The organism is Aquabacterium sp. G14, from assembly GCF_037482285.1.
Classification (GTDB): Bacteria; Pseudomonadota; Gammaproteobacteria; order Burkholderiales; family Burkholderiaceae_C; genus Aquabacterium.
On record NZ_JBBEYB010000016.1, the window covers coordinates 1 to 25,138 of the forward strand.

The 25,138-nt window shown below is 64.9% G+C and carries 23 protein-coding genes; 11 read left to right on the forward strand and 12 right to left on the reverse strand.

Features of this window, described 5'->3' with window-relative positions; all coding sequences use genetic code 11:
- Window positions 1–86: 86 nt before the first annotated feature.
- The 5 genes from WIT60_RS14335 (at window position 87) to WIT60_RS14355 (ending at window position 4,082) form a co-directional block, all read left to right on the forward strand.
- Entirely contained in the window at window positions 87–1,043 is a 957-nt protein-coding gene (locus WIT60_RS14335) for an IS1595 family transposase (protein WP_103826989.1), read from the forward strand.
- A 153-nt stretch (window positions 1,044–1,196) separates the two neighbouring features.
- Complete coding sequence (locus tag WIT60_RS14340) at window positions 1,197–2,042, forward strand: hypothetical protein (RefSeq protein WP_339584566.1); 846 nt, start codon at window positions 1,197–1,199, stop codon at window positions 2,040–2,042.
- Window positions 2,035–2,541, forward strand: a complete 507-nt coding sequence (locus WIT60_RS14345) for a contractile injection system protein, VgrG/Pvc8 family (RefSeq protein ID WP_339584567.1) — start codon at window positions 2,035–2,037, stop codon at window positions 2,539–2,541. The genes WIT60_RS14340 and WIT60_RS14345 overlap by 8 nt, the downstream gene beginning before the upstream one ends.
- A 122-nt stretch (window positions 2,542–2,663) precedes the next feature.
- On the forward strand, window positions 2,664–3,449 hold the full coding sequence (locus WIT60_RS14350; protein WP_339584568.1) for a hypothetical protein: 786 nt from the start codon (window positions 2,664–2,666) through the stop codon (window positions 3,447–3,449).
- 69 nt (window positions 3,450–3,518) lie between these two features.
- Window positions 3,519–4,082 carry a DUF1569 domain-containing protein gene (locus WIT60_RS14355; RefSeq protein WP_339584569.1) on the forward strand — a complete coding sequence of 188 codons (564 nt, stop codon included), beginning with the start codon at window positions 3,519–3,521 and terminating at the stop codon, window positions 4,080–4,082.
- 24 nt (window positions 4,083–4,106) lie between these two features.
- On the opposite strand, the gene WIT60_RS14360 is transcribed toward WIT60_RS14355, so the two are convergent.
- Window positions 4,107–5,099 carry an alpha/beta hydrolase gene (locus tag WIT60_RS14360; protein WP_339584570.1) on the reverse strand — a complete coding sequence of 331 codons (993 nt, stop codon included), beginning with the start codon at window positions 5,097–5,099 and terminating at the stop codon, window positions 4,107–4,109.
- 33 nt (window positions 5,100–5,132) lie between these two features.
- Window positions 5,133–5,975, reverse strand: coding sequence for an SDR family NAD(P)-dependent oxidoreductase (locus WIT60_RS14365; RefSeq protein WP_339584571.1), 843 nt, complete (start codon window positions 5,973–5,975; stop codon window positions 5,133–5,135).
- 192 nt (window positions 5,976–6,167) lie between these two features.
- Between WIT60_RS14365 and WIT60_RS14370 the strand changes: the two genes are divergently transcribed.
- Entirely contained in the window at window positions 6,168–6,863 is a 696-nt protein-coding gene (locus WIT60_RS14370; protein WP_339584572.1) for a TetR/AcrR family transcriptional regulator, read from the forward strand.
- Between the two features lie 112 nt (window positions 6,864–6,975).
- Window positions 6,976–8,148, forward strand: a complete 1,173-nt coding sequence (locus WIT60_RS14375; RefSeq protein WP_339584573.1) for a D-alanyl-D-alanine carboxypeptidase family protein — start codon at window positions 6,976–6,978, stop codon at window positions 8,146–8,148.
- 77 nt (window positions 8,149–8,225) lie between these two features.
- Here the strand turns inward: WIT60_RS14375 and lipA are convergent, their stop codons facing one another.
- The 4 genes from lipA to WIT60_RS14395 form a co-directional block, all read right to left on the reverse strand.
- Window positions 8,226–9,221 carry a lipoyl synthase gene (gene lipA / locus WIT60_RS14380; protein ID WP_339584574.1) on the reverse strand — a complete coding sequence of 332 codons (996 nt, stop codon included), beginning with the start codon at window positions 9,219–9,221 and terminating at the stop codon, window positions 8,226–8,228.
- A 147-nt stretch (window positions 9,222–9,368) separates the two neighbouring features.
- Window positions 9,369–10,052 carry a lipoyl(octanoyl) transferase LipB gene (gene lipB, locus WIT60_RS14385; RefSeq protein ID WP_339584575.1) on the reverse strand — a complete coding sequence of 228 codons (684 nt, stop codon included), beginning with the start codon at window positions 10,050–10,052 and terminating at the stop codon, window positions 9,369–9,371.
- 93 nt (window positions 10,053–10,145) lie between these two features.
- Window positions 10,146–11,291 carry a DNA-processing protein DprA gene (gene dprA / locus WIT60_RS14390; protein ID WP_339584576.1) on the reverse strand — a complete coding sequence of 382 codons (1,146 nt, stop codon included), beginning with the start codon at window positions 11,289–11,291 and terminating at the stop codon, window positions 10,146–10,148.
- Between the two features lie 143 nt (window positions 11,292–11,434).
- Window positions 11,435–12,631 (reverse strand): LysM peptidoglycan-binding domain-containing protein, encoded by a 1,197-nt coding sequence (locus WIT60_RS14395; RefSeq protein ID WP_339584577.1) that lies wholly within the window; start codon window positions 12,629–12,631, stop codon window positions 11,435–11,437.
- Window positions 12,632–12,839: 208 nt separating this feature from the next.
- Between WIT60_RS14395 and def the strand changes: the two genes are divergently transcribed.
- From def to WIT60_RS14415, 4 genes are all read left to right on the forward strand, one after another.
- Entirely contained in the window at window positions 12,840–13,352 is a 513-nt protein-coding gene (def, locus tag WIT60_RS14400) for a peptide deformylase (protein WP_339584578.1), read from the forward strand.
- A gap of 11 nt (window positions 13,353–13,363) precedes the next feature.
- Window positions 13,364–14,317, forward strand: coding sequence for a methionyl-tRNA formyltransferase (gene fmt / locus WIT60_RS14405; RefSeq protein WP_339584579.1), 954 nt, complete (start codon window positions 13,364–13,366; stop codon window positions 14,315–14,317).
- Window positions 14,318–14,406: 89 nt separating this feature from the next.
- Window positions 14,407–15,255 (forward strand): zinc metalloprotease HtpX, encoded by an 849-nt coding sequence (gene htpX, locus WIT60_RS14410; protein ID WP_339584580.1) that lies wholly within the window; start codon window positions 14,407–14,409, stop codon window positions 15,253–15,255.
- Window positions 15,256–15,402: 147 nt separating this feature from the next.
- Window positions 15,403–17,784 (forward strand): EAL domain-containing protein, encoded by a 2,382-nt coding sequence (locus WIT60_RS14415; protein ID WP_339584581.1) that lies wholly within the window; start codon window positions 15,403–15,405, stop codon window positions 17,782–17,784.
- Between the two features lie 51 nt (window positions 17,785–17,835).
- On the opposite strand, the gene WIT60_RS14420 is transcribed toward WIT60_RS14415, so the two are convergent.
- The 6 genes from WIT60_RS14420 to WIT60_RS14445 form a co-directional block, all read right to left on the reverse strand.
- Window positions 17,836–20,160 (reverse strand): DUF1631 family protein, encoded by a 2,325-nt coding sequence (locus tag WIT60_RS14420; RefSeq protein ID WP_339584582.1) that lies wholly within the window; start codon window positions 20,158–20,160, stop codon window positions 17,836–17,838.
- A gap of 35 nt (window positions 20,161–20,195) precedes the next feature.
- Complete coding sequence (secF, locus tag WIT60_RS14425; RefSeq protein WP_339584583.1) at window positions 20,196–21,218, reverse strand: protein translocase subunit SecF; 1,023 nt, start codon at window positions 21,216–21,218, stop codon at window positions 20,196–20,198.
- An 18-nt stretch (window positions 21,219–21,236) separates the two neighbouring features.
- Window positions 21,237–23,099 (reverse strand): protein translocase subunit SecD, encoded by a 1,863-nt coding sequence (secD, locus tag WIT60_RS14430; RefSeq protein ID WP_339584584.1) that lies wholly within the window; start codon window positions 23,097–23,099, stop codon window positions 21,237–21,239.
- 27 nt (window positions 23,100–23,126) lie between these two features.
- Entirely contained in the window at window positions 23,127–23,450 is a 324-nt protein-coding gene (yajC, locus tag WIT60_RS14435; protein ID WP_339584585.1) for a preprotein translocase subunit YajC, read from the reverse strand.
- A gap of 110 nt (window positions 23,451–23,560) precedes the next feature.
- On the reverse strand, window positions 23,561–23,851 hold the full coding sequence (locus WIT60_RS14440) for an HP0495 family protein (protein ID WP_339584586.1): 291 nt from the start codon (window positions 23,849–23,851) through the stop codon (window positions 23,561–23,563).
- An 11-nt stretch (window positions 23,852–23,862) separates the two neighbouring features.
- Window positions 23,863–25,122, reverse strand: coding sequence for a D-alanyl-D-alanine carboxypeptidase family protein (locus tag WIT60_RS14445; protein ID WP_339584587.1), 1,260 nt, complete (start codon window positions 25,120–25,122; stop codon window positions 23,863–23,865).
- Window positions 25,123–25,138 lie beyond the last annotated feature (16 nt).

Sequence of the window (25,138 nt, forward strand, 5' to 3'; positions counted from 1 at the left end):
CCTGATTAGAAACCTGCCTCAGCGAGGCTCACCCCATGAGCTTGTGACTCACTAATCTGTGGTCTTCTTACAGTGGGGTGAGCACCATGGCCTTCAACCAGATTCAGTTCCAGCACGGCATGTCGATTCCGGAATTCCTTCGTAGCTTTGGCACCGAGGCACAGTGCGCCGAAGCGATCAAGGCCGCGCGCTGGCCTGAGGGATTTCGCTGTCCGCGCTGCTCCAGCAGTGATCACTATGTGGTCGGCCACGGTGTCCGTAAGCTCTTCCAGTGCAATGGCTGTCGGCATCAGACCTCCCTGACCGCAGGCAGTCTCATGGCACACACCAAACTGCCCCTGACGACCTGGTTCTTGGCCATCTACCTCATCAGTCAGGCCAAAACCGGCCTGTCTGCCCTGGCGCTCAAGCGTCAGCTTGGCGTGAGCTATCCCACTGCCTGGCTGTTGCATCAGAAGATCAACCGGGCCATGGCCTCGCAAGACGCCACCCACCAACTCAGCGGCACGGTGCAACTCGATGACGCTTACCTCGGAGGCGAGCGCACAGGCGGCAAAGTCGGTCGGGGCTCCGAGAACAAGGTCCCCTTTGTCGCGGCTGTCTCGGTCAATGATCACGGGCATCCGATGTTCATCAAGCTCAATGTGGTCAGAGGGTTCACCTCTGAAGCGATCAGCAAGTGGGCCAAGTCCAATCTGGCACCGGGCACCAGCGTGCACAGCGATGGTTTGGCCTGCTTCAGTGCGGTGGCCGATGCCGGTTGCCTTCACCTCCCGATGGTGGTCGGCTCCCTCAAGCCGCGCGACCTGCCCAGCTTCAAGTGGGTCAACACCGTGCTGGGCAATCTCAAGACCACGTTGGCCGGAGCCTTCCATGCCCTGAACTACCGCAAGTACGCCGAGCACTACCTTGCTGGCTTCGCCTACAGGTTCAACCGCCGCTTCGATCTGCGTGGTCTGGTCGCAAGTCTCATCGTCGACGTCGTGAGAGCAAAGCCCATCAAGGAAAAGACGGTCAGGTCGCATGCTGAGGCACGTTTCTAATCAGGCAAGTGTATTGACCAAGTAATCTTGCTCAAGCATCACCGTAGAAGGCAATGGCCGCCCCCTGATGGAAGATGCATGGCACCTCGAGCCAAATGCCACCGGGACCTGCCACGAACGCGACACAACCACATAGCACTTGCCCCGACACCCATGGACATCCGCAACGGCGACTACGCTTCAGCACTCGACAAGCTCACGGTGCACCCCGGCCCCGCGGCAAGCCCGTCGCCAGAGCGCATCAGCGCACAACACGCGACCCCCACTCACCCTGAGCCCCACGACACGCTCGCCCAAGAATACGACCTCGGGCCGCTTCACCCACGGGCTTCTCGCCTACACCCACCCGCCCAAGAGACTCACCTCGCCTCATTGACGGCCCCTCGCAGCCGCTGGCAACGTGCTGCGGCGGCACTGGGCATTTTCGTGCTCGGCAACCTTATCGGCATGTTGTACATGGCGCGGGCGCAACCCGACCATCCCAGCGGCATCTTCACGGCCATCACCCTGCTCACTTGGCTAGGGCCATTGATTGCTTGGTTCATGCTGCGTCACCGCAAACTCGGGCAACGTCAGATCCACGGCTACCCACCTCAGACCCTGGCGGTCATGTCAGCAGGAATGGCGGAGCCATGGATTGAACTCGTCATCCCTGACGATGAACTCACGATCAACGAGGACCTTCGTGTCTACTTCGATAGCGTGTATGTAAGAGCCAAATCTGCACAGCCCGCCCCCGCCTCTCACGCACGTGGCGCCATCAGCCTCCTTCAGCGAGCGGTCGCCACAGAGCTCGGCCTCGCGTCAGATCAGGTGCTGGAGATGAAGGAAGAGACCACGTACTCCGCAGACATCGACCCAGAAATCGGTGCGCACATTGCCCACTTATCGCTCGCCATCAAGCGCGGACAAACACGGGACACCGACGAGTTATGTGAAGGCATCGTTCGGGCCGTCAACACCCTGCGAACCCGATACGATCTGATTTTGGGTGATTGAGGACCGCACACATGCCAGAGACACGGCCTCGTCTGCGAGATCTAGGCTTCACCAAGGCGACCCGAGCGAGCCGCGCACCCTCGGCACCCACACCCTGGTGATTGCCGACCACAACGGTGCTTTCCAGCCCAACGCGCAGCCCCGCATCCGCTACACCCAGCCCGGCGCCGTGCTCAAGGAAGACAGCATCACCCGCTGGCATGGCCACCGCCAGGTCGCGAGCAGCAGCGTGCACAGCGCCAGCTGGGACTACCGCACCGTGAGCAGCCACGCCGCCAGCGCGGAAGCAGACGCCGACCACGCGCAGCCCATGCACTTGGCACATGTGGACCAACCCGGCACCTACGCCTACGAAACCCCGGTCCAAGCCGAACGTCGCGTGCTGATCTGGCAGCAAAGCCTGCAGGCCGAGCGCAAGCGCTTTGAAGGGGCGGCCACCGTGCGCACCCTGCAGCCGGGTGGTCACAACTTCTCCATAAACAAGACTACATGCCTTTGATCACCGAAACTTGGCGTCATGCCACGCTCATTGTTCTGACACTCGGAGCCATCCTGTGCACGCCTGCATACGCTGATGCCACACGTTCCCCACACCCCGCACAACCCCCAACGTGCCGCGTGATGAACTGGGATGAGGGCAAGCCGGTGCCGGCTCCCGCCACGCGCCAGGGCTCCACCTGGACGTACATCGCCGGCCAAGGCATCGCCCCCACTCATTTGACGCTCACCCGAACAACCAAGGACGAGAACGTCTATGCGATCGATGGCGGCGGAGAGCACGTCGAGGTGGCCTCCACGTACGCAGCGCCCAACCCCATCCGCAAGGGGCAAATGACCCTGATTCGCTTTCCAGTCAAGGTGGGCGACAGCTGGGAAGACACATTTGAGGAAGAGGGGGAGTTCCGCTCACGCTACGAACACTATCGGTATGACTACGAGGAGAATGCCCACAGCAAGGTGCTCGGGATCGAGACCATTGACGTGGCGGCGGGTCGCTTCCGGGTACTGCACATCGTGCGAGAAGCAGGCTGGGTCAAGTCCAATCCCCGGGCGCTGACACCGGGCCCCATTGAGCGCAAGGGCGATGCCAAGGACGCACGCGTGGTCGGTTGGACCATCACTCACTTTTGGTACGCCCCCACGCTCGGACGGGCGGTCATGAAAGCCAGCATGCGCGTTGGCGACCCGCTCTACATCCCCGATAGCGCGTCGATGCTGAATATGACCCGTACCGCCATCGTCGAGTTGCAATCCTACGAAGGGGGCGGCAAGCGTTGTGCGGACAAACCCATTTGGCAGGCCAGAACACCTGACAGCTACATGCCGATCGGCTACCCTCTGACCTTCAACGACACATGGGAATGGGCGCTTCAGATGCACGAACACCGTGCCCGCCGTCCCGAGTGATTGGCCCCATCGGCCCCCACCAGGGGCTTCCAACACGACGGCGACACTGTCGTCGTCACAAGCACACGCATGCACACGCCACATTTGCCACGTCGCCAATTCCTGACCGCCAGTGTCGCGTCGGCGGCAGCCTTCGGACTCCTCGCCACGGGATGTCAGTCACAGCCACGCCTGCGCGATCTGCGCTTCAGCACGCTGTCCGAGGCACAGCACGAGCTGGATCGGCTGGCCGCGTTAGCCGAGCGAACACAAACCGCAGCCTGGACCTGGTCAGCCACCCTCACCCACTGTGCGCAAAGCATTCACTTTGCCCTGACGGGGTTTCCGCAAGCCAAGTCCCCGCTGTTCCAGCGCACGGTGGGCGCGGCAGCGTTTCAGCTCTTCGCGTGGCAAGGGCGCATGCAACATGACCTGAGCGAACCTATCCCGGGCGCGCCAGCCCTGGAGCCTGCCATTGACCCACACGCCGCGTTGACGCATCTGCACGGTGTCATCACCGCTTTTCACCGGCACACTGGTCCGCTGCATCCGCACTTCGCCTACGGTGCGCTGAGCAAGACCGAGTATGAGTTGGCCAACGCCATGCACTTGGCCAATCACTTCTCCGCCTTCGACATTCAGCCTATCGGCTGAGGTGCAGGCCAGTCGTGTACCCGCTCAAACTCGCCAGCAACGCTGCAAGAACTCCGCCTGACGCGCCAAGGCCTGATCCGCGCTGCTCATCAAACCCGCGTGCGCCTGGAACACATGCCAGCGCTTGAGGTAAATCTCCAGCTCACTGTGTGAGCCAGCCCGTGTGGCTGCGTCGTTGTACCAGACGGCATTGTCAAAGAGCACCTCGTCATCGCCCACCTGCACCAGGGCTGGTGGCAGGCCACGCAGATCCTGCTGCATCGGATCGGCCAGGGGGTGCTCATGGGGGACACGCAAGGCACGCTCCACATCCAGCGCCCAGCCCTGGCGAATCATGGGATCGCGTGATTCGCGCTCGTAGGCCGTGGTGTTGGGCAAAGGTTGCAGGCTGAAGGCCGGCGACATCATCACCATGGAGGCAGGCAGGGGCAATCCGGCCGCACGCAAGGCCACGGTCACCATCAACGTGAGGTGTCCGCCAGCCGAGTCGCCGGCAATGGCCAGTCGCTCTGCCGGATAGCCCTCGGCCAACAACTGCTTGTAGGCCAACACCCCATCTTCGATCTGAGCGGGGAACGGATGCTCCGGCGCCAAACGGTAATGCGGCACCAACACCTCGGCCCCGGTCAATGCACACAAACGCCGCGTGATGCTGCGATGCGTGCGTGGGCTCCCGGCCACAAAGGCACCACCGTGCATGTACAGCACCGCATGACGCGGACGTTGCCCCGTCCGGGGACGGATGCGCTCCACCGGGATGTGGGCGATGCGATCGGCCTCCACATGAGCGCGCCCGTCCTGCGGCATCAGACTGGACCCCATCAACAGCGCAGCACGTTGCACCGCAAACGGCCAGGGTGGCCCCAGAAAGGGCTTGAGGCTCATGCGCAGCGCCCCTCGCATCAGCGCGGCCATGAGGGCCTCACGCGCCCCCTCAGGAGGATCGTAATGACGGACCGCGCCCGCTTGGCGGACATCCGAATCTGAGGTCGATGCAACAAGGGTGGCCGTGGTCATGGGGGTCTCCTGAAACAGTGGCGATGCGGGCGCTCAACCGAGCATGCCCTTTTTGGCAAAGTGCGTGGTGAGCGGTTGATACCAGCTGCCGCACAGGCGCACCACCTTGTCGAGGAACTTGGCATCCGGTCCCACCAAGACACGCCGCTGGTTACGCTCCACGGCCTTGATGATCTGCCGGGCTGCGCTCTCAGCCGTGGTGGTGTTGAGCAGTTTGTCAAAGCGAGCCTTGGCTGCCTGGGCGCTGCTGCCAGTGCGGGCCTCGATGCTGTGGTCCATGCGCGCATCGCGGGCAATGTTGGTGCGGATGCCGCCAGGGTGCACACAGGTGGCACTCACGCCGCACTTCTCCAGGTCCAGCTCCTGGCGCAGGGCCTCGGTGAAGCCGCGCACCGCGAACTTGCTGGCGTTGTAGGTGCCCTGGGTGGGCAGCGCCAGCAGCCCAAACAGGCTGGAGGTGTTGATGACATGCCCCTCGCCCGCGCGCTTGATGTGCGGCAGGAAAGCCTGCGTACCCCACACCACGCCCCAGAAGTTGATGCCCATGATCCACTCGAAGTCAGCGGGCTTGACGGTCTCCAGGAAGGCGCCCAAAGCCACCCCGGCGTTGTTGAAGATCAGGTTGACCTTGCCATGGTCGCGCACCACCTGGTCCGCCCACGCATTCATCGCCTCACGGTCGGCCACGTTCAACTTGACCGTCGTGACCTTCACGCCATGCTGACGCACCAGTTGGGCCGTCTCTGCCAGGCCCGCCTCGTTGACATCGCTCAGAGCCAGATGACAGCCGCGCTGTGCCAATTGCACGGCCAGGGTGCGCCCCATGCCCGATGCTGCGCCGGTGATGGCCGCCACTTTGTTTTTGAAATCTTTCATCGGTCTCTGTGGGTCCGGTTGGGGTCGCACTGTCTGGCACCCTGCGCCCCTCAATTGAAGGGCACAGTGACGATCGCGGCACTCACCAAGTTGGCACCGCCCCTCACGTGGGGCAAGATGCGGTGTGTTGAATGCCCCGAGACAACTCGCGACTCATTTGACAACGATCAGTTTCAAAAATACTATTTGACAATGTCTGTTTCCAAAAATCGGGAAAACCCTGCGCCCCCCTCTACTGCGGGGGCTTCGGGACGGCGATACGGCGGCGTGGATCCGCAAGAGCGCCAGCGCCAACGTCACGCCAAACTGATCGAGGCCGGGCTGGTGGTCTTTGGCGACCAGGGCTATCACCACTCCACCGTTCGCGACGTGTGTGGCCAGGCGCAACTGACCTCGCGCTATTTCTACGAATCCTTTGACAGCATGGAGGCGCTCTTTCGCGCCGTGTACATCGCCGTCAACCGCGAACTGATGCAGGCCACCATCCTGGCCTTGGCACAATGCCAGCCCGAGCCAGAGAAGCTCGCCGAAGCCGCCCTGCGAACCTTCCTGACCTTCGTGCGCGACGACCCGCGGCGCGCACGCGTGGCCCTGGTCGATGCCCCGACGGTCGGCGAAGGCATGACCACTGTGACCGATCAGGCCACCCAGGACTTCGCTCACCTGATCACCGGCTTCATGCAGCAGATGTTCCCCCATCTGGATCGCCACGGTCTCGATCACCGCATGCTGGCGAGCGCCCTGGTCGGCGCCAGCACACGCCTGGCCACCCAATGGGTGATCGACCGCTGCAAGGCACCCATGGAAGACCTGCTGCGCAACAACCTGGCCGTGTTCAAGGCCATGATCCAGTACTCTCAGACCCTGTCCACATGTAAAGACGTGTGAAACCCGGCCTGGAAGGTCGGTTCTGGGGGCTGACGGGGCGATGGAGCGAGTCAGTTTTGCGACAATGGTCTTTTGGCCGCCGCAAGCGGCATGACTGCCCGGACCGATTCCCATGACCCAGCTCTCGCCCCGCCTCTCGCGCTTGTCCCTTCGTCCGCTCGCCGCCCTGGCGCTCCTCACCGGTTTCCTCACCTCGACCCAAGCCGCCCCGGTGGCGCCTCCGCCCACGCTGGAGAACAAGGCCTTCATCGTGATGGACTTTGACTCGGGCCGCGTGCTGGCCGAGTCCAATGCCGATGCGCCGCTGCCGCCGGCCTCGATGACCAAGATGATGACCAGCTACATCGTCGAGCAGGCCTTGAAGTCCGGTCGACTCAAGCCCACCGACATGGTGCAGGTGAGCGAATACGCCTGGTGCCGCGGCACCAGCTCGGAGTCCTGCATGTACCTGCCGCTGCATGGTTCGGCCTCGGTGCTCGACATGCTGCGCGGCATCATCGTGCAATCGGGCAACGACGCCTCCAAGGCCGTGGCCGAGCACCTGGCCGGCAACGAGCCCGCGTTCGCGGCCATGATGAACAACGAGGCCAAGCGCCTGGGCATGAAGAACACCCACTTCATGAACGCCACCGGCCTGCCCGACCCGTCACACAAGGCCTCGGCCCGCGACCTGGCCATCCTGGCGCGCGCCATCATCCACGACAGCTCAGAGTACTACAGCATCTACGCCGAGAAGGACTTCACCTACAACGGCATCAAGCAAGGCAACCGCAACGCCCTGCTTTACACCGACCCCACGGTGGACGGCCTGAAGACGGGCCACACCAGCGAGGCCGGCTTCTGCCTGACCGCCTCGGCCAAGCGCAACGGCCAGCGCCTCATCACTGTGGTGATGGGCACCAACAGCATGCAGGCCCGTGCCGACCAGACCCGCGCCCTGTTCAACTGGGCCTTCGCCAGCTATGAAAACATCCGCCCGGTACAGGGCGGCGCCACGGTCCAAAGCGTGCCCGTGCGCTTTGGCAAGGTGGACCAGGTCAACATCGGGCCACTGCAAGATGTCGTGATGACGGTGCCGCGTGGCCAGGCGGCCCAGGTCAAGACCGAAGTGAAGCTGAATCCCGAGATCACGGCCCCGATCGCCAAGGGTGCCGTGCTGGGCAAGATCGTCGTCACCCTGGATGGCCAGCCGCAAGGCGAACAGGCCCTGGTGGCGCTGGAGCCGGTGGAAGAAGCCGGCTTCTTCAAGAAGCTGTGGCAGCGCATCCTGTCTTGGTTTGCCTGACCCCCAGCCCACCCACACACCCAAAACAAAGGGGAGCCACCAGGCTCCCCTTTGTCATGCGTCGGACGGTGGCCGGATCAGACCTGTACCCCCGCCTGAATGGCCTGCTGGTCAGCGTGGTACGAACTGCGCACCATCGCGCCCACGGCCGCGTGGGTGAAGCCCATCTTGCGGGCCTCTTCCTCGAACATCTTGAAGGTATCGGGGTGCACGTAACGGCGTACCGGCAGGTGGTGCCCGGACGGCGCCAGGTACTGCCCGATGGTGATCATGTCGATGTCGTGCGCGCGCATGTCGCGCATCACCTGCAGCACCTCTTCGTCGGTTTCGCCCAGACCCACCATGATGCCGCTCTTGGTTGGGATCTCGGGGAACAGAGCCTTGAACTTCTTGAGTAGGTTCAGGCTGAACTGATAGTCGGAGCCCGGGCGCGCTTCCTTGTACAGGCGCGGCGCGGTTTCCAGGTTGTGGTTCATCACATCGGGCGGTGCGGCCTTGAGGATCTCCAGCGCGCGGTCATCACGCCCGCGGAAATCCGGCACCAGGATCTCGATGCGGGTGGCGGGCGATTGCGCGCGGATCTGCTTGATGCACTCGACGAAGTGACCAGCGCCGCCGTCGCGCAGGTCGTCGCGGTCCACCGAGGTGATCACGACGTACTTGAGCTTGAGCGCCGCGATCGTCTTGGCCAGGTTGGCCGGTTCGTTGACATCCAGCGGGTCAGGCCGGCCGTGGCCCACGTCGCAGAAGGGGCAGCGGCGCGTGCACTTGTCGCCCATGATCATGAACGTGGCCGTGCCATGGCCGAAGCACTCACCGATGTTCGGGCAGGAGGCCTCTTCGCACACGGTATGCAGCTTGTGCTCGCGCAGGATGTTCTTGATTTCGTAGAAGCGCGTGCTGGGCGAGCCGGCCTTGACGCGAATCCAGTCGGGCTTCTTGAGCACCTCGCCCGCCGGCACCACCTTGATGGGGATGCGGGCCGTCTTGGCCTGGGCCTTTTGCTTGGCCGTGGGGTCGTAGGCGACAGGCTGCTCGGCAGCCGGAGTGGCAGAGGTGCGTTCAGTGGTCATGGCGCGATTTCTAGGTGGGCACGGCCGCCGGATAGGCGACCGCGGCTGACACAGGCCGCCGCGGGTAGCACGGCCAGTCCATCACTTTAGCCGATCTGTCCTTTTTCCGGGGCGATCGAGGTCAAAGAGGGCGCAAGCAACACGCCGTCAAGCAGCCAGACGTGCGTCCAGTTGCGCCGCCAGCACCGCCGCGATCTCCCACGGATCCACCTGCACACCCAGCGAGGCCAGGTCCACCGTGGCGAGCCCGGCATAACCACAGGGGTTGATGCGCTGGAACGGACTCAGGTCCATCGCCACATTGAGCGAGACACCGTGGTAGGTGCAATGGCGGCTCACCTTGATGCCCAGCGCCGCCACCTTGCCCAAGCCTCGGAAGGGGTCATCGGGATGCGCCGGCGTGCTCAAGGCCGCGTGGGCAAACGGATCGCTCAGCCGCACATAGATGCCCGGCGCCCCCGCCACACGGTGACCGGTGACCCCGACATGCATCAGCGTGCGGATCACCGCCTCCTCCAGGCGATACACGTATTCCTTGACGAAATAGCCGCGCCGGCGCAGGTCCAGCAGCGGATAGGCCACCACCTGCCCGGGCCCGTGATAGGTCACCTGTCCGCCACGGTTGGTCTGCACCACCGGGATGTGGTCGGGCCCCTCGGGGTTGAACAGCACGTGGTCGGCCTTGCCGGCCAGGCCCTGGGTGAACACCGGCGGGTGCTGACACACCCAGATCTCGTCGGGGGTGTCGTCCGTGCGTTGCTCGGTGAAGGCCTGCATGGCCTGCATCGTGGGCTCGTAGGGCACCAGGCCCAGGTTCTGGATGATGGTCACCCGACCATTATCGCAAGATGGGCCAGGCCCTGCGCGACCAGGCCCTCCCACACGCCGCGCCCCGATCAACGTCGGAACGGGCGCGGTACGGGCTCAGGCGGCCCCCACGCGCTGGAACAGCTGACCAGGCAACCTCGCCACCTGCCCCAACAACTCCAACTCCAGCAAACGTGCGCCCAACTCGGCAGGCCCCCAGCCGGTGCGAGCCGACAGCGCTTCCTGGCTGACCGGGTCAAAGCCCATGGCCTGCAACACCGGATCCGTCGGTGCCTCATCCGCCTCGGCGGCGTCCCAAGACAAGGCACCCTGGGCATCCCCTGGCGTGCCCCGCCCCTCTGACAGCCGCAACTCCTCCAACACATCCTGCGCCGTCTCCACCAGCTTGGCACCTTGGCGGATCAGGGCATGGCAGCCCCGCGACTGCGGCGAATGGATGGAGCCAGGAATGGCCAGCACCTCGCGCCCCATCTCCAGCGCCAGCCGCGCCGTGATGAGCGACCCCGACTGCACCGCAGCCTCGACGACCAAGGTGCCCTGCGTCAACGCCGCCACCAGGCGGTTGCGCTTCGGAAAGTTGGAGGGCAACGGCCCTGTCCCCAGCAGGAACTCGCTGAGCACCAAGCCCTGCTCGGCAATGCGTCGACACAAGGGCCCATGCCCTTTCGGGTAGACCTGATCCAGCCCCGTGCCCACGACCGCGATCGTGCCGCCAACGGCTGCGGCCAACGCCCCCTCGTGCGCCGCAGCGTCCACGCCGCGCGCCAGGCCCGACACCACGGTCACCCCGGCCGCGCTGAGCGCCCGCGCAAAGGCCCGCGCATTGTCAGCCCCCTGCGCCGTGGGATGACGACTGCCCACCACCGCCACGGCCGGTGCATGCAGCAGGCTCAAGCGCCCCTGCGCGAACAGCAGCAAAGGTGGATTGGCGACCTCCAGCAGGCGCGACGGGTAGCGCGCATCGGCCAGGGTCAGCAGATGATGCCCGCCCTCGCCATCCGTCGCAGCCGGGTCCGAATCCAGCCAAGCGAGCGTGGCCGCACATTGCACGTCCAGATCAGGTGGGACCTGCGCCAATGACGCGGCCTCCCGCGCCGACACCAGGCGCGCCCATGCCGCTGGCCCCGCCTCCCACACCGCCTGGGGCGAACCCAGGCTGCGCAGCAAAGTTCGCGCGGTCACCGGACCGACGTGGGGCGTCAGCACCAGGCGCAACCACGCGCGCAGTTCTTCCCTCTCCATGTTTGTCTTTCTGAAAGTGACAGCGCCGGTGCACTGCATGAACCCATGCAATGCCACCCGGCGCTGGGGAGACCCTGTCCATTCGGCAGGTGTCTCGTGCGGACCTCACGGCCCGCGGGAATGGCCCCGATCGGGGCGTGCCATCAAGGCTGTGTGAAACGATCGCCGCGCTTGACCGGATCTTGTGCGGACAGGATCAGCGCATACGACATGCGGTTGAACACGCGGAAGACGAAGAGCAGGCCGTGACGCTCGTCCGGCAGCTTGATGGTTTCCTTGCGGTCCGAAGTGGTGTCGCGGATGACACGACCATCGCGCCACAGCGCCATCACATGACCCCGCTCAATGCCATCCTGGCTGCCCCGGTTGAGCGCCACGATCTGGTTTTGGCCCGCATTGAGCGATTCGCCGTAAATGGATACGATCTGACCGGCCATGGGCTGGCTGGGCGCGTGCGGCACCAGGTTGTCAAAGTCGCGCGGCGGCACGGGTGCCAGGCGGTCGCCCACGCCGGCTTCCTGGCGGATGCTGGTGACCGTGACCGTGGACGGGATGACGGTGGTGTTGCCGTCGGCACCGGTGCCTTCGGTGCCTTCACGCGTGACCGACACCGTGCCCACGTACTGGGCCTCATAGCCCAACACCTCGTTGGTCGAGGGATCGCGCAGGGGCTTGGGCTGGCGGAACAGGCGCCAGTCACGCAAGTCGCCCACGTTGCCCCGCACATAAGCGGTCTCGTTGCGGGACAACAGCACGCGCCCTTCCTGGGTGGCCACCACGCGCGGCGCGTTCAGCAACTCGTCGCTGTTGTCGAAAATGACCGCCTCGTTGAAATACGGCTCGATCAGGTGGAGCGGCACGGTCGCGATCGCGTCATACAGGCCACCTTCGCGCACGCGCGGTGACAACTTGGTATCACCGCCGACGGGTTGCCCCACGCGCAGACGGGCCCGGCCATTGCTCTTGTCCAAATACAGATACTGGCCGGGGAAAATCAGGTGCGGATTGCGGATTTGCTGCAGGTTCATGCCCCACAACTCAGGCCAACGCCACGGCGACTTGAGGAACATCGAGGAAATGTCCCACAGCGTGTCGCCACGCTTGACGGTGTACGAGTCCGGGGCATTGGGCGCCAACTCGGACAGGGGCACGCCAGCCTGAGCCACCTGCTGGGCCGTGGCGCGCTGCTGCTGGCTGATCGGGTAGTTGGGGAAGGCTTGCGCCTGCGTCACACCAAAGCTCAGACCCAGGGCAGTCCAGAGCGCCAGGCTCCAGGCACGGGGGGCGCGCACGGCACGCAACACGCTTGCGGGCCCTTGGTACAGCGATCGCTGGGTCATGAAAACAGTCTCCAATTACCTGCCGAAGGGCATTTTCCGTACACGGATACCCGAGTTTCGGCAAAATCTGGTCAATGATCGCTTGATTCTGCCCGCAAATCCTTCGGCGTCGCAATGAGAATTGCCCGGAGTTACCTGCAGGCCCCCGCGACTGACGCCCTGCGTCGTTGCGATCCATCCACAATTTCTGCTCACGTCCGTTTCTGCCATGGCTCTGCTGCCCATCCTCCAATACCCCGATCCCCGTCTGCACACGGTGGCCAAACCCGTGGCACAGGTGGACGACCGCATCCGCCAACTGGTCGACGACATGCTGGAAACCATGTACGACGCCAAAGGGGTGGGCCTGGCGGCCACCCAGATCAATGTGCACGAGCGCGTGGTCGTGATCGACACCAGCGAAGAGCGCAACGACCCGCTGGTGCTGATCAACCCGGAAATCATCTGGGCCAGCGACGAGATGATCGTGTGGGAAGAAGGCTGCCTGTCCGTGCCCACCATCTATGACAAGGTGGACCGCCATGCCAAGGTGCGCGTGCGCGCCCTCAACCGCGATGGCGAGACCTACGAGTTTGAAGGCGAAGAGCTGCTGGCCGTGTGCGTGCAGCACGAACTCGACCACCTCGCTGGCAAGGTGTTCGTCGAATACCTCTCGCCGCTCAAGCGCAACCGCATCAAGACCAAGCTGGTCAAGCGCCAGCGCGAAGAGCAAGGCGCCTGATGGCCGCGCGCATGAAAGTGGCGTTCGCGGGCACGCCCGAGTTTGCCCGCGAGGCCCTGGCCGCCATCCTGGCCGCCGGGTTCGACGTGCCCCTGGTGCTCACCCAGCCTGACCGCCCGGCCGGCCGCGGCATGAAGCTGCAGGCTTCGCCCGTCAAGCAACTGGCGCAGCAGCATGGCATCGCGGTGAGCCAGCCGCACAGCCTGCGCCTGGACGGCAAGTACCCCGATGAGGCCGCTGCCTCGCGGGACGCTCTGCTCGCCGCCGCCCCTGACGTGATGGTCGTGGCCGCCTACGGCCTGATCCTGCCGCAGTGGACGCTCGACCTGCCACGCCTGGGCTGTCTCAACATCCACGGCTCGCTGCTGCCACGCTGGCGCGGCGCCGCCCCCATCCACCGGGCCATCGAAGCGGGTGACGCGGAAACCGGCATCACCATCATGCAGATGGACGCCGGCTTGGACACCGGCGACATGCTGGTGATCGAGCGCGAGGCCATCCGTCCGGACGACACCACGGCCGTCCTGCACGACCGCCTCGCCAGCCTGGGCGGCCGACTGATCGTCGAAGCGCTGGAGATGGCCGCTTGCGGAGGCCTGACCCGCACACCACAGCCCGAGGCCGGCGTCACCTATGCCCACAAGATCGAAAAGGCCGAGGCCGCGATCGACTGGACGCTGCCCGCGGCCACGATCGAACGCCGCGTACGGGCCTTCGATCCCTTCCCGGGCTGTACCTTCACGCTGAACGGCGACAAGGGCCCGGAGACGATCAAGGTGTGGGGCGCCCAGGCCCTGGCCGAACACGGCACGCCAGGTCAGGTGCTGCACGCGCAAGGCGACCAATTGGTCGTGGCCTGCGGCGAAGGCGCGCTGGCTTTGCACATGCTGCAAAAACCCGGCGGCAAGCGGATCCGGGCACGTGAATTTTTGCAAAGCACCGCGCTGCCGCCCCACCTGGCTTGAACCTCGTGGTTTGATCCACATCTAAGCAGGGTGTGTGGCTGAAAGCCGCGCGCCCTTGAAAACCCGATCGAGACTGGAGACCCGTCACCATGTTCAACATGATGAAAACCGCCATCCTGATGGCGGCGATCACCGCCCTCTTCATGGCCATCGGCAGCATGATCGGCGGCCGCAGCGGCATGATGCTGGCCCTGGTCGTGGCCCTGGGCATGAACTTCTTCAGCTACTGGTTCTCGGACAAGATGGTGCTGAAGATGTACAACGCCCGCGAGGTGGATGAAACCTCCGCGCCGCGCTTCTACGCCATGGTGCGCGAGCTGGCCCAGCGCGCCGAGATCCCGATGCCCAAGGTCTATCTGATCGACGAGCAAGCGCCCAACGCCTTTGCCACCGGCCGCAGCCCGGAGCACGCAGCCGTCGCGGCCACCACCGGCATCGTCAACGTGCTGACCGAGCGCGAACTGCGTGGCGTGATGGCGCACGAACTCGCCCACGTTAAACACCGTGACATCCTGATCAGCACCATCAGCGCCACCATGGCGGGCGCCATCTCGATGCTGGCCAACTTCGCCATGTTCTTCGGTGGCCGTGACGAGGAAGGTCGCCCCACCAACCCGATCGCCGGCATCGCCGTCGCCATTCTGGCCCCGCTGGCCGCCAGCGTGATCCAGATGGCCATCAGCCGCGCCCGCGAGTTCGAAGCCGACCGCGGTGGTGCCGAGATCAGCGGCGACCCGGCCGCCCTGGCCAGCGCCCTCGACAAGATCCACCGCTATGCCCAGGGCATCCCGCTGCACGCGGCCGAGGCCCATCCGGAAACGGCGCAGATGATGATCATGAATCCGCTGTCGGGTGGCGGACTGCGCGGACTGTTCTCGACGCACCCGGCCACCGAGGAGCGGATTGCACGATTGATGGAGATGGCGCGCCGCACGTGACATCTGTCACAAAAACGAGGTCGGTTACCCCTTGTTTCTTGTGTCAATTTGTTTCAAACCTGCATTACTTGTGGTTTCCTCGCTGCTGCACACTGACGCACGACATTCTCTGAATGTAAGCTGATGTGCTAAGCAGGAACCCACCGAATGCGGATCGAGATCACGAGAACCGAACAGGAAGCACGCAGGCTGCACCTCAGCGCCTGGGTTGTGCTCGCTGGCGGCTTGTTGCTCAGTCTGGCCGCCTGGTGGCAAGCCACCGCCCCCGACGGGGCTCCGTTTCAGCCCTCGGCCACCGTGCTGCTCGTGAGCGGGGCGGCAGGCTCGGTGCTCTTGTGGTGGTTGCTACGGCAATGGGCCAGGCGCCACCAGCGCTCGGCGGCCTTGGCAGACACCTTGCACCAGCAGATCGCCGACCGTGAAGCCCGGTTGCGCGCCGTACTCGACCACACCGAGGAAGGCATCCTCACCGTCGCCACGACGGGCGACATCCTCAGCGTGAACGCCGCCATCACCCGCATCTTCGGCTACGAGGCAGCCGAGTTGCAGCACGCCCACCTCAGCAAGCTCTTGCCGGGCGCTGCCCCCAATGGCTCGCGCCAAGACCTCGACACCTTCTTGCACTTGCAGCACATGGGGCTCGACGGCGTGGGGCGCCGCACCGAAGGGCGCCGCGCGAATGGACAACACTTCCCTCTGGGTCTGTCGACCACGGCCATGGACGTCGAAGGGCAGGCCCAGTATCTCTGCCTGCTCCGCGACCTCAGCACCCAGGACGCCACCGAGCGCGCCATCATTGCGGCACAGCGCCAGCTCAATGAAGTCGACGAGATGCGCCGCATCATCGTCCACAACGCGCCGTATGCGGTCTTTGTGCTCAACCGCCAAGGCACATTCCAGACCGTAAACCCTGCGGGCGAGCGGTTGCTGGGCTGCGTCGCGACCGACCTGATCGGCCGCCACAACACCCAGCGGTTTTTCGAGCCCACCCAGGTGGCCGAGCGCGCGCACCTGTTGGCCCTGCGCCTGAACCAACCCGTGACCGATCTGGACGTGGTGGCTCACCTCGCCCAGGAATCACCCGGCCTGCCCACCGAGTGGCGCATGGTGCGCAGCGATGGCACCAGCCTGATGGCCGAGATTCTCGTGACCGAGTTGAGCAATGAATACGGTGCGCGCACCGGCTTTCTGCTCATGGCGCACGACGTGAGCGCCCGCCACGAGGCCGAGCACCAGTTGCAGCACATGGCCTTGCACGACGCATTGACCTCGCTGCCCAACCGCAACATGTTGCAAGAGCAACTCAAGGCCTGCCTGAACATCGCCCAGCGCGAAAAAGGCTGCCTGGCCTTGATGTTCATCGACCTCGACCGCTTCAAGAAAATCAACGACAGCCTAGGCCACCACATTGGTGACAGCGTGCTCATCGAGATCTCGCGCCGCCTGCGGTCTGCCATGCGCACCTCCGACATCGTGGCCCGCCTGGGAGGCGATGAGTTCGTGGTGTTGCTGCCGCGCATCCAGGCCCAAGCCGATGGCGAACTGGTGGCGGCCAAGGTGCACGAAGTGTTCAATGCGCCGGTCAGGATCGGCGAACATGAGCTGCGCGTCACCCCCAGCATCGGTCTGGCCCTGTACCCCGAGCACGGCACCGACCCCGTGACGCTGATGCGCCATGCCGATCTGGCCATGTACCAGGCCAAGAGCGATGGGCGCAACCGCATCCAGATCTACAGCGAGCGCATGGCCTCGCCCTCGGCCGACACCCTGCTGTTGGAGAACGAGCTTTACCACGCCCTCGAGCGTGACGAGTTGCGCCTGCACTACCAGCCGCAGTTCGATTGCGCCACAGGGCGGGTCACCGGGGCGGAAGCGCTGCTGCGCTGGGAACACCAGGGTCGCCTGATCCCGCCTTCAGACTTCATCCCGCTGGCCGAAGAGTCCGGCCTGATCGTCTCGATCGGTGAATGGGTGCTGCGCAAGGCCTGCACCGTCGCGCACCGTTGGCGACAGTCCACGGGCCTTTCTCTGCGCATCGCGGTGAACCTGTCTGCGGTGCAGCTGGACAGGCAAGACATCGCGGACACCGTGTCTCGCGTGTTGAAAGATACCGGTTTGCCGCCCACGGCGCTGGAGCTTGAGATCACCGAAAGCGTGGTGGTCCGTGAGTCCTTGCGCGCGGCCGATGTGCTGCGCCAACTGCGGGCCCTGGGCGTGAGCATCGCCATCGATGACTTTGGGGTGGGCTACTCCAGCTTCGCCTACCTGCGTGAACTGCCGGTGGACCGCTTCAAGCTCGACCGCAGCTTCCTGACGGGCGTGCCGCAGTCTCACGGCGACAGCCGTCTGGTGGCCGCCTTGATCGCCATGGGTCACCGTCTGGAGGTGGGCATCGTGGCCGAGGGGGTGGAAACCCAGGAGCAGGCGCTGTTCCTGCGCGATCATGGGTGCGACGAGGCCCAGGGCTATCACCTGGGTCGCCCTGTGAAAGAAAGCGATTTCGAAGCGCTGCTGAACGGCTTGCACTGAGCGCGGGCGCCTCACGACGCCGTGGGCATCAGGCGACGCACCGGTCGCACCTCAGTTGAGCAGTCGCGTGGGATCCGCGTCGAGCTTGGCCAGCGCCGCACGGGTCGCCCGGGTGGTCAGGGACTCGTCTTCCTGAGGCACCAGCAAACCCGCTTGCAGGAACGCTGCCAGGCGATGCAGCTGGAACAAGATGCCCCGCCCCGCTGGCGTCACGAACAACAGCAACTGCTGCTGCAGCCCCGACCAGGCCAGTTGCACGGACTCTTGCTTGCCGCGATAGTCCAGCTCAAACCAGGACCCGATCTGCAACTCGCGTGCCCAGGCCAGCATGGCCGGGGTGGGCATGGAGCCGCCCTCGGCCACCACTTCCAGCGCATCGCTCTCGTGTCCGGACAGATCCCGCAAGGTGGCCGCGTCCAACTCGACTTTGGACAGGTCGGGCAAGACCTCGCCGAGGGCCTCCAGACGCTCGGTGAGTGCCTGCAGGTGTGTGGCAGAGATGGCAGCCGAACGCGCGGAGAACGCCGCTGCCAAGGCGGTGTTCAGGGCCTTGATGTGCTCGTCCTGCTTGTCCAGCGGCAGGCCCGAACGGGCCATGCCCTCCCGGATCGATTTCAGCAAATTGGGCAGGCGGCGCAGCACCTCCGCCCGCTCTTCGCGCGAGGTCTTGGCGCTGGCCGACCAGATCAGATCGGCGGCGGCACGCTGCAGGGCCTTGGTGGCTTCGCTGGTCGGGCCGTTGACCACGGCGCTGTGCGCCAACACGTCGGCCCAGACATGGAACATGAAATCACGGACGCCATCGTGCACAGGCACGCCGTCCAGCATCTTGCGCAACTCGATGGTGTACTGGATCGCACAGGTTTCACGCTGCTCCACCTGCTGCGCCAGCGACACGCCACGGCGACTGGCCTGATTCTCTTCGCGAAAATAGGTTTCCAGGAAACGCTCGAACTCCGTCAGCACGGTCTGGAACACCCGCCGCCCCGTGTCCGGATAAGCCTCAATCACCTGCACGATACGCCGGATTTCCTTGTGCAGGGCGTCATCGGCCTGCTCGGCACGCTCGCCGGCGAAGCCCATCACACAGGCACCCATGCGGTCGATCAGGATGCGCGCGGGATGGCTGGTGGTGGCAAAGAAATCGGGCTCGGCCACAGCCACGCGCAGCACCGGCATCTGCAGGCGTGCGAACCACACGCGGATGCTCGCCGGCAGGCGCTCTTCGGTCAGGATGGCTTGAAACAGCAAGGCCACGATCTCGATGATGGCGCGCTCGCTGGGCGTGCTCGCGGCCTCCTTGAGGGCCTGCTTGTTGTGCTGAAGCGTCTGCAGCGCCTCAGCTGGGTTGACGGCCACATCCGGGCCCGCTTGGCGGCGCAAAGTCTCGCCCACGGACTGGATGGCCTGCCCCAAGCCGGGTGACAGGGCGGCGCCTTGGACGCTCCGGGCCGCGGTCGGTTCGAATCCGGGCACCTGGCGCGACACCACCTGGGTGAGCTTGTCGAGCACATTCTGGGCTTTCACCGCGCTGCGCCCCATCTCGGGCGTCTGGGTGAGCATGCGCGTTTCTTCGTAAGCGGCCCCCAGCGGCTGCAAGCCGCTGTTGCCTCTGGGAGAGCCCGTGTTGCCCGGAGAGGCGGACGCCACGGGCCCACCCAAGGGCGTCAAGGCGCCAGCCTGAGTGACACCCACATCCTTGGCTCGCCGGATGAAGGGGCGCAAATCGATTTCGGGGCGAACACCATGCTCCAGCAAAACGCCGTTGACGTGGTGATAGGCCTCCTGGGTCCAAGGCGCCACCTCGTGCATGAGGATGGGCTTGATCTCAGCCCAATGATCCAGGTTGAGCCCCACCTCCAGCCAGGCGTCCACGATGACCCGCGCCACCCAGTGCGGCATCAGCACATCGACTGGCCCGGACGCGCTGACGGACACCGGCCCACCCACGGCCTGCAAACGGGCGTTCAGATCGGAAAACTCCGATCCGTTGTGGTCACCGATCATCTGCGCCAGGCGCGCCACGGCCAGGTCCCGCTCGACATCGCTGTCGTCCAGCAGGCTCAAAGGGATGTCGGTCTTGTTGGCCGGCCCCAGGGCGGCGCGCACCCCCACGGAGCGTCCCACCCGCAGGTCACGCAAGGCATCGTGCAGGGGGCGCTCCAGCGCTGCCAGCCAAGCCGAATTCAAGCGCATCAGCTCCAGCATCAGGTCGCGCTTGCGCTGGTAGGTCGCCGGATCGGTCTGGGGCTCGGCCGCCGCCTGCCGCGCACCATCGACGCAGCCGTGCACCACCGCCTCCACCCCTTTGATCAGGGCTTCGAGGAAGCTGAGACGGGCTGTCAAGGCCAGCGCTCGGTGGGGACCAAAACTCATGGGGGCTGCTTCATAGGGAAGGACGATTTTGGACTCTACACCACCGCGCCGGCGTTCGGATCGTTGGGGTCGATGTCTTTCTTGGCGCCTGTGATCAGGTCCTCACGCTTGACCCCCAACCACATCGCGATGGCCGCCGCCACGAACACCGACGAGTAGATCCCGAACAGGATGCCGATGGTCAGGGCCAAGGCAAAGTAGTGCAACGTGGGGCCGCCGAAGATCAGCATGGCCACCACCATCATCTGGGTCGAGCCGTGGGTGATGATGGTGCGGCTGGTCGTGCTGGTGATGGCATGGTCGATCACCTCGGAGGTGCTCAGCTTGCGGAACTTGCGGAAGGCTTCGCGGATACGGTCAAAGATCACCACCGATTCGTTGACCGAGTAACCCAGCACCGCCAGCACCGCGGCCAGCACCGACAGCGAGAACTCCCACTGGAAGAAGGCAAAAAAGCCCAGGATGATGACCACGTCGTGCAGGTTGGCGATGATGCCGGCGACGGCGAACTTCCATTCGAAGCGAACGGCCAAGTAGATCATGATGCCAACGATGGTGGCACCCAGCGCCATCAGGCCATCGTGCACCAGTTCTTCGCCCACCTGCGGCCCGACGAACTCGCTGCGCTGCAGAGTCAAGGGCTGCTCGCCATTGGGCGCCTTGCAGACCTGGGACGGGCCCTTGCCATCGGTCTCAACCGTGCTGATCTGACCGCCTTCGGCTTTGCACAAGGCACCGAACACGTTGGCGACGACCTCGGTCTGCTTCATCTCACCGCGCAGTGGCAGGCGGATCAGCACATCGCGCGAGGTGCCAAAGTTCTGCGCCTGTACCTCACCGTAGTTCAAGGCCTCGACGGTGGCGCGCACCTTGGCCACGTCCGCCGTTTGGGCGTAGCGGGTTTCGATGACCGAGCCGCCGGTGAACTCGATGGACAGGTGTAGCCCACGGGTCAGGATGAAGAAGACCGCGACGGCGAAGGTCAGGAAGGAGATCGCGTTGAAAACCAACGCGTAACGCATGAACGGGATGTCACGCTTGATGCGGAAAAATTCCATGATGGGTGTTCCCTCTGCTTATTCCTGGGGCTTCCAGACCTGCCCGATGGACACGCTCTTGAGCTTCTTCTGACGGCCGTACCAGAGGTTGACCAAGCCACGCGAGAAGAACACGGCCGAGAACATCGAGGTGAGGATGCCCAGGCAGTGCACCACGGCAAAGCCACGCACCGGACCCGAACCGAAGGCCAGCAAGGCCAGGCCCGCGATCAGGGTGGTGACGTTGGAGTCCAGAATCGTGGCCCAGGCGTTCTCGTAACCGGCGTGGATGGCCGATTGCGGCGCCGAGCCATTGCGCAGCTCTTCGCGCACGCGCTCGTTGATCAGCACGTTGGCGTCAATGGCCATGCCCAGGGTCAAGGCGATGGCGGCGATACCCGGCAGCGTCAACGTGGCCTGCAGCATCGACAGCACCGCCACGAGGAGCAGCAGGTTGACCGTGAGCGCCACCGTGGAAAACACGCCAAACAGCATGTAATACAGGATCATGAACACCGCGATGGCCGCAAAGCCATAAATCAGGCTGTTGAAGCCCTGCGCGATGTTGTCAGCCCCCAGGCTGGGACCCACGGTGCGCTCTTCGATGATTTCCATCGGTGCAGCCAAGGAGCCGGCACGCAGCAGCAAGGCCGTGTCGGCGGCTTCTTCGGTGCTCATGCGGCCCGAAATCTGCACGCGCCCCCCGCCGATTTCGCCACGGATCACCGGGGCGGTCACAACCTCACCCTTGCCCTTTTCGAACAGGATGATGGCCATGCGCTTGCCGATGTTCTCGCGCGTGACGTCCTTGAAGATGCGGGCACCACGGGCGTCGAGCGTCAGGTGCACGGCGGCTTCCTGGTTCTCGTCGAAGCCGGGCTGGGCGTCGGTGAGGTTGTCGCCAGTCAGCACCACTTCGCGCTTGACGATGATGGGCAGGCCGCCGCGCTCCATGTAGCGCTCATAACCGAAAGGCACCGGGCCACCGGCTTGCGCGGCCTGGGCCTCGACGCTGTCGTTGACCATGCGCACTTCCAGCGTGGCGGTGCGGCCGATGATGTCCTTGGCCTTGGCCGTGTCCTGCACGCCCGGCAGCTGAACGACCACGCGGTCGATGCCTTGCTGCTGGATCACGGGCTCGGCCACGCCGAGTTCATTGATCCGGTTGTGCAAGGTGGTGATGTTCTGCTTGAGCGCCTGCTCTTGAATGGCGCGCTCGGAGGTGGGCTTGAGGGTGCCGACCAGGGTGCGATCGCCTGAGCCGCCGGTGTCGGTGCCATCCACCCACACCACATCGGCCAAGCTGCTTTGCAGCACGCCGCGGGCGGCCTCACGAGACGCATCGTCACGGAAGCGCACAATCAAGGCCGAGGCCTCACGGCGGATGCCACTGTGGCGGATGTCCTTGTCCCGCAGCAGCGTGCGCATGTCGGTGCTGAGGCCATCGAGCTTTTGCGTGAGCGCCGCCTTCATGTCGACCTGCATCAGGAAGTGCACGCCCCCACGCAGGTCCAGACCCAGGTACATGGGCTGGGCGTGCAGGCTGCGCAGCCACTGCGGCGAGCGCGACACGAGATTCAGGGCGACGATGTAGCTCGGATCCTGGGCATCAGGATTGAAGGCACGATTCAAGGCGTCGCGGGCCTTCAACTGGCTGTCGGTGTCCTTGAAACGCGCCCGCACGGAGGTGCCGTCGAGCTCGACGAAGTCGGCATCGAGCCCCGCCTCCTTGAGCACGGTGCGCACACGCTCCACGGCGGACTGGTCCAACTTGAGGGTGGCCTTGCCACTGGAGAGCTGAACGGCGGGGGCCTCACCAAAGACGTTGGGCAGGCTGTAGATCAGGCCGATGAGCAGGGCCACGGCAATGATCAGGTACTTCCACCAGGGATAGCGGTTCATAGGATCCTCGACAGCACGGACGGTGACTTACTTGTAGGTGCCCTTGGGCAGAACCTGGATGATCGCCACGCGCTGCAGTTGCAACTCGACGCCATTGGCCACTTCGATGCTGACGAAGGCGTCGCCCAGCTTGGTGATCTTGCCGATGACACCGCCCTGGGTCACCACTTCGTCACCCTTGGCCAGGGCTTCGAGCATGGCGCGGGTTTCTTTCTGGCGCTTCATCTGCGGCCGGATCATCACGAAATACAGCACCACGAACATGAGCACGAGGGGCAACATGCTCATCAGACCGCCGGAGGCGCTGGCTGCCGGAGCGGCGGTTTGGGCAATGGCTTCAGAAATCAACACAATCGTTCCTTCAAACAAAAGGCCGCGGCACCATCGAGGCGCAACGGCAGGGGCGCAAACATTGTATGCGGCAGGGGCAGCGGCTTTGTCCGCTTGCCCTCACCCAGGGGTCACAGCACGTACTTGACTTGCGGGTGGCTGGTCAGGGCGCGGTAGATGTTGTCCAGATGCTCGCGGCTGGTGGCGGTGACCGTGACGGTCAGGCCCACGTACTTGCCGGTGCTGCTGGGGCGACGCTCCAGGGCCTCGCGGTCAAAGCTGGGGTCATGCTGAACGACGAGCGTCACCACCGACTCCACAAACTCTTCGACATGCGGCCCCATCACCTTGATGGGAAAGCGGCAGGGGTACTCGATGAGCGACTGCTCGGGCGGGATGATGGGGTTGACGGGTTGGTTCATGGCCATGTCTTTCATTGGATGCCCAGGCGGATGGCATCCCAGGTGCGGCCCAGCCAGCCGGCGCTGGGCACCGCCTCCAGTGCCTGCAGCGGCAAGGTCTGCCAGGGTTGAGTGCCCAGACGGATGTGCAAAGTTCCCACGGTCTGCCCTTGCGCCAGAGGGGCCAGCAGGGGGTCTTGCCGGGTCAAAGTGGTCTGAATGCGTGCGGCCTGCCCTCGGGGCACGGTGACCACGATGGGCTGGGTGCGCCCCAAAGCGACCGTGCTGGCACGGCCCTTCCAGACGGGCGCCGTGCTCACAGTCTGCCCCGCGGCATACAGGCGGACGGCATCGAAGGCGCTGTAGCCCCAGTTGAGCAGCTTCTGGGTTTCGATGGCCCGCGCCTGGGCAGAAGAGGCGCCCACCACCACGGCCACCAGCCGGCGCTCGCCGGCCGCGGCCGCACGACGCGAGGTCGCCACCATGGCATAGCCCAGGCGCTCGGCATAGGCCACCTGCAGGCCGTCCACGCTGGGGTCCCGCAGCAGCAGCAGGTTGTTGCTGGCTTGCTTGACGCCCCCCAGTGTCAGGGAGGGCTGGCGGGTGTGGTCCAGCACCTGGGGGTGTTCCGTGAGCAGTCGAACCGCGATCCAGGCGAGTTCGCGCGGTGTGCTGACCTGGCCACTGACCGTCTGACCATCAGGGTTGCGAAACTGGGTGCCCTTCAGGCCCCACGCCTGGGCTTGGCGGTTCATGCGCGCCACGAAGTCGTCCACCGAGCCCGCCACCCCCTCGGCCAGGGCCACCGCAGCGTCGTTGGCCCCCAGCACGGCCATGCCTCGCAGCAACTCGGTCACGGTGAGTTGGGCGCCCACCGGCGCCAAGGCGCGCGCGCCGCTGCCGATGGCAGCACGCCACGCGCGCTCAGACAAGGGCAGCCGCTGATCCCAGCGGAGTTGCCCCGCGTCCACAGCCTGGCACACCAGATAGGCGGTCATCAGCTTGGTGAGCGAGGCCGGCGGTACGCTTTGGTCAGGCTGGTGTGCAGCCAGGGTCTGCTGGCTGCCGAGGTCCTGCAAGATGAACCCACGGGCGGCGATCTCGGGCGGCGCGGGCATGCCGGGTGGCGGGTCGGCCAATGCCGAGGCCAGCGCCACGGCAGACGCCGCAGGTGCTTGCGCCTGCGCCCCAGGCGCCGCGCAGAGCCACACCGCACCGGCCAGCCAGCCCCCCAGACGGGCATGGCGCGATGCCGTCCGAACGGTGGCTGAGAGGACAAGAAAAAGGCTCATGGCGACCCCAGATGGG